This window comes from Mycobacterium sp., from assembly GCF_046091765.1.
Taxonomy (GTDB): Bacteria; Actinomycetota; Actinomycetes; order Mycobacteriales; family Mycobacteriaceae; genus Mycobacterium.
The window spans coordinates 1-4,999 of the sequence record NZ_JBJTCF010000014.1 but is presented as its reverse complement, the minus strand read 5'-3'; the positions used below and the strand labels follow the sequence as shown (position 1 = coordinate 4,999).

Genomic DNA, 4,999 nt, shown 5'->3' with positions numbered 1-4,999 from the left:
CGGCTGCTCAAGGCCGCCCGGCTGGGCCTGGTCGACCTCGACCGGCGCTGAGGCCCGCCCGCAGCAAATAGCCTGATCAGTCCGCGCGACCCCTAGACTGTTCCTCGTGCGGATACTTGTGGTCGATGACGATCGCGCGGTGCGCGAGTCACTGCGGCGTTCCCTGTCCTTCAACGGCTATACCGTCGACCTCGCCGAGGACGGTGTCGAGGCCCTCGACGCCATCACCAGCGAGCGCCCCGATGCGCTGGTCCTCGACGTGATGATGCCGAGACTGGACGGCCTGGAGGTGTGCCGCCAGCTGCGCAGCACCGGCGACGACATGCCGATCCTGGTGCTCACCGCGCGCGACTCGGTGTCCGAGCGGGTGGCCGGGCTCGACGCCGGTGCCGACGACTATCTGCCCAAGCCGTTCGCGCTGGAGGAGCTGCTGGCCCGGCTGCGGGCGCTGCTGCGCCGGACCGGGCCCGAGGATGCCACCGAAAGCGCGGTGCTGACCTTCGCCGACCTGACGCTGGACCCCTCGACCCGGGAGGTGCACCGCGGCAACCGGTCGATCAGCCTGACCCGGACCGAGTTCGCGCTGCTGGAGATGCTGATGGCCAACCCGCGCCGGGTGCTCACCCGCAGCCGCATCCTCGAGGAGGTGTGGGGCTTCGACTTCCCGACCTCGGGCAACGCCCTGGAGGTCTACGTCGGATACCTGCGTCGCAAGACCGAAGCCGAAGGAGAACCGCGGCTGATCCACACCGTGCGCGGGGTGGGTTACGTGCTGCGTGAGACACCCCCCTAATGCCCCGACGGAAGCGGCGTAGCCCGGCAGTGCGAGTGCCGGCGATCACCACCTCATCGCTGTCGCTGCGGTGGCGGGTGATGCTGCTGGCGATGTCGATGGTGGCGATGGTCGTCGTGCTGATGGCCGTCGCGGTGTACGCGGTGGTCTCCGCCGCGCTCTACACCGACATCGACAACCAGTTGCAGAGCCGCGCGCAGCTGCTGATCGCCAGCGGTTCGCTGGCCGCCGACCCGGCCAAGGCCATCGAGGGCACCGCCTACTCCGACGTGAACGCGATGCTGGTCAATCCGGGCAAGTCCATCTACACCGCCAACCAGCAGGGCCAGACCCTGCCGGTGGGCGACCCGGAGAAGGCCGTCATCCGCGGCGAGCTGTTCCTGTCCCGCCGCACCGTCGTCGACCAGCGGGTGCTGGCCATCCACCTGCCCAACGACAGTTCGCTGCTGATCTCCAAGAGCCTGCAGCCCACCAACGCGGTGATGACCAAGCTCAAATGGGTGCTGCTGGCGGTCGGCGGCGTCGGCGTGGTGATCGCCGCGGTGGCCGGCGGCACGGTCGCGCGCACCGGGCTGCGTCCGGTGGGCCAGCTCACCGACGCCGCCGAGCGGGTGGCCCGCACCGACGACCTGCGTCCCATCCCGGTGGTCGGCAGCGACGAACTGGCCCGGCTCACCGAGGCGTTCAACGCGATGCTGCGCGCCCTGGCCGAGTCGCGCGAGCGCCAGGCCCGGCTGGTCGCCGACGCCGGGCACGAACTGAAGACCCCGTTGACCTCGCTGCGCACCAACGCCGAGTTGCTGATGGCGTCCAGCAGCCCGGGGGCGCCGCCGATCCCGGAGAGCGAGCTGGCCGAACTGCGCGCCGACGTCATCGGGCAGATCGAGGAGCTGACCACCCTGGTGGGCGATCTGGTGGACCTCACCCGGGAGGACAACGCGCACGGCGTGACCTTCGAGCCGGTCGACATGACCGAGGTCATCGATCGCAGCCTGGAGCGGGTTCGCCGCCGCCGCAACGACATTCAGTTCGACGTCGACATCATCGGCTGGCAGGTCCAGGGGGATGCCGCCGGGCTGTCGCGGGCGGTGCTCAACCTGCTCGACAACGCCGCCAAGTGGAGCCCGCCCGGGGGCACCGTCGGGCTGCGGCTGCACCAGATCGACTCCGCCAACGCCGAACTGGTGGTCTCCGACGAGGGTCCGGGGATCGCCGCCGACGAGCGCGGCCTGGTGTTCGAGCGCTTCTACCGGTCGGCGTCGGCGCGCTCGATGCCCGGCTCGGGCCTCGGCCTGGCGATCGTCAAGCAGGTGGTGGTCAAGCACGGCGGCATGATCCACGTCGGGGAGACCGTGCCCGGCGGTCAGCCCCCCGGCACGTCGTTCTTCGTGCTGCTGCCCGGTCGCCCGGTCGCATCGACCTACCCTCGGATTTCCGCCCCTAGCGAAATCCCGGTCGTCAACGGTTCAGCAACCGTTGACGTCGCGGAGCCATCACAGGTCTCGCGTGTCGTCTCAGTCGATTCTTAGCGGCACGCGTCACCCTGGTACCACAGCTCAACGTTGAGTGTGCCCCGCAGGCCAGCGAGAGAGAGCCAGCAGCGACCATGACAGACGACCAGCGGTACCCCCCGCCGCAGCAGCCCGGCCCGTCCACGCCCGGCTACCCTCCGCCCGGCTACCGCCAGCCCTACGACTGGCGCTACCCGCCCGGCCCGCAGGGCCCGCGGGGGTATGACCCCTACCGCGCGACCCCGGGAGCGCCGGGCGCCTATCCCGCGCCGCCCGCCAAGCGTTCCCGCCCGATCGCCCTGGCGGCCGGGGGACTGGCGATCGCGGTGATGTCGGCGGCCGTCGGCGGCCTGGTGGCCACGGTCGTCGAGCCCGCGGCCCAGCCCGCGACGTCGATCTCCGGTCCGGCGCCCCGGGGTGGCGCGGTTCCGACGGCGAACCTGCCGGCCGGGTCGGTCGAACAGGTGGCCGCCAAGGTCGTGCCCAGCGTGGTCAAGCTGGAGACCAAGATGGGCCGGCAGTCCGAGGAGGGCTCGGGCGTGGTCCTCTCGGCGGACGGTCTGATCCTGACCAACAGTCACGTGGTGGCCGCCGCCAAGGACGGGCCGCAGCTGCCGCCCGGCGCTCCGGGCCGCCCCGGCGAACCCGGGGAAGCACCCGGTGCGGGACTGACCACCAGGGTGAGCTTCGCCGACGGGCGCACCGCGTCGTTCACGGTGGTCGGTGCGGATCCCGCGACCGACATCGCGGTGGTGCGCGCGGAGGGCGTGTCGGGTCTGACCCCGATCGCGCTGGGCTCCTCGGCGCAACTGCGCGTCGGGCAGCCGGTGGTGGCCATCGGCTCCCCGCTGGGACTCGAGGGCACCGTCACGACCGGCATCGTCAGTGCGCTCAACCGTCCCGTCGCCGCCAGCGGCGACGCGTCGAATCAGAACACGGTGCTCGACGCCATCCAGACCGACGCGGCGATCAACCCGGGTAATTCCGGCGGGGCGCTGGTGAATATGAGCGGCGAACTGGTCGGGGTGAACTCGGCGATCGCGACGTTGGGCGGTAACTCCCCTGAGGACCAGAGCGGATCGATCGGTCTGGGTTTCGCGATCCCGGTGGATCAGGCCAAGCGCGTCGCCGACGAGTTGATCAACACCGGCACCGCCTCGCACGCCTCGCTGGGCGTGCAGGTCAGCAACGACGTCACCACCAACGGGGCCAAGATCGTCGAGGTCGTCAAGGGTGGTGCGGCCGCCGGGGCCGGCCTGCCCAGCGGGGTGGTCGTCACCAAGGTCGACGATCGCGTGATCGGCAGCGCCGACGCTCTGGTGGCAGCCGTGCGGTCGCGCGCACCGGGAGACAGATTGACGCTGACCTACCTCGACCCGTCGGGCTCGCCGAAAACCGTCGAGGTCACCCTCGGCAAGGCCGATCAGTGATCCGTGTCGTCGGCGGACGTCCGGTCACGCCGTTGCGCAGACCGGCCCACCCGGTTGCACCCGGATATGCCGCACCCGGATATACGGTGGCAGTCATGGAAAATCCGGAGGGATCCGCCGGGCGGGCACTGGTCGTGGTGGTCGACGACCGCCACGCGCGGGGTGCGGTCGCCGACCTCAATGGGCCGCTGGTCACCGAACTTCTCACCGAGACCGGCTTCGTCGTCGACGGGGTGGTGGTGGTGGCCGCCGACGAGCAGGAGATCCGCAACGCGCTCAACACCGCGGTGATCGGCGGGGTCGACCTGGTGGTGTCGGTCGGCGGAACCGGCGTCACCCCGCGCGACGTCGCCCCGGAGGCCACCCGCGCGGTGCTGGACCGGGAGTTGCCGGGCATTGCCGAGGCGCTGCGGGCCTCGGGTCTGGCGGCCGGCAGCGTCGAGGCCGGCCTGTCCCGCGGGCTGGCCGGCATCTCGGGCAGCACCCTGGTGGTCAACATCGCCGGATCGCGCTCCGCGGTGCGCGACGGCATGGCGACGCTGGGCCCGATGGCCAAACACGTGATCGCCGACCTGTCCAGCCTCGAGATCTGAGGCCGCCGGTGCGCTGTTCGGGGGCGCGTGACGTGCACAAATGCCCCGACTGTGACGTTAGTCACAACGACGGCCGCCGCTGATGGCCGCGGGGCGCCGTGACCGGCCCGACCGCGAGCGGCCATCGACAGCCGACCGTCCCCGCGAGGTCCCCGAGAGTCCCGACGAGGACGCCAGCCCCGGCACCGCCGCCCACGACCGCTGGTTGCGGGAAAACGTTCCGCCACACCATCTTTGAGCGATCCCGGTGCCACATGGTCTCCGATACCGGGCGGTCTGCGGCAGGGCCGCCCCGGGGTTCCGGCGGCCTGCGCTGGCCCCCCGGCACGGACCCCGGCGGGGCGCCTGCGCCCCGCTCCCGGCGGCCCGGCGAAACCGCTCGCGTTGCCGCGACGAGACCGTGCCGTTATCTTGCTCAGTGTCGTAATACCGCCGGGGGCCCGGCGTCCGTGAGAACACCGCCGACAGATCGAGGGAGAGCATGAAAGCAGGTCGTGTGCTGGTGGCGGTGGCAGCCAGGGTGGCAGCGGCGCTGTCGGGGGTGCTGGTGCTGGCGGCGGGGCTGGTCGGGGGTGCGGGCAGTGCGCAGGCGGCGCTGGACAATCAGATGACGCTGGTCGACGGTGGTGGGCGCACGATGACGATCCAGCAGTGGGACACCTTCCTTGACGG

The 4,999-nt window shown here is 71.3% G+C and carries 4 protein-coding genes and 1 pseudogene; all 5 read left to right on the top strand.

What is annotated here, in order from left to right; genetic code table 11:
* Nucleotides 1-106 precede the first annotated feature (106 nt).
* A complete protein-coding gene (locus ACKOB8_RS01575; RefSeq protein ID WP_526374942.1) occupies nt 107-793 on the top strand; it encodes a response regulator transcription factor in 687 nt (228 codons plus the stop codon).
* Entirely contained in the window at nt 793-2,322 is a 1,530-nt protein-coding gene (locus ACKOB8_RS01570) for a HAMP domain-containing sensor histidine kinase (protein WP_526374940.1), read from the top strand. The genes ACKOB8_RS01575 and ACKOB8_RS01570 overlap by 1 nt, the downstream gene beginning before the upstream one ends.
* 77 nt (nt 2,323-2,399) lie before the next feature.
* Nucleotides 2,400-3,734: a S1C family serine protease gene (locus ACKOB8_RS01565; RefSeq protein WP_526374938.1), complete on the top strand. Its 1,335-nt coding sequence runs from the start codon at nt 2,400-2,402 to the stop codon at nt 3,732-3,734.
* A 95-nt stretch (nt 3,735-3,829) separates the two neighbouring features.
* Nucleotides 3,830-4,327 carry a MogA/MoaB family molybdenum cofactor biosynthesis protein gene (locus tag ACKOB8_RS01560; protein WP_526374936.1) on the top strand — a complete coding sequence of 166 codons (498 nt, stop codon included), beginning with the start codon at nt 3,830-3,832 and terminating at the stop codon, nt 4,325-4,327.
* Nucleotides 4,328-4,808: 481 nt separating this feature from the next.
* Nucleotides 4,809-4,999 (top strand): annotated as a pseudogene (locus ACKOB8_RS01555) (MspA family porin); the annotation flags it as partial.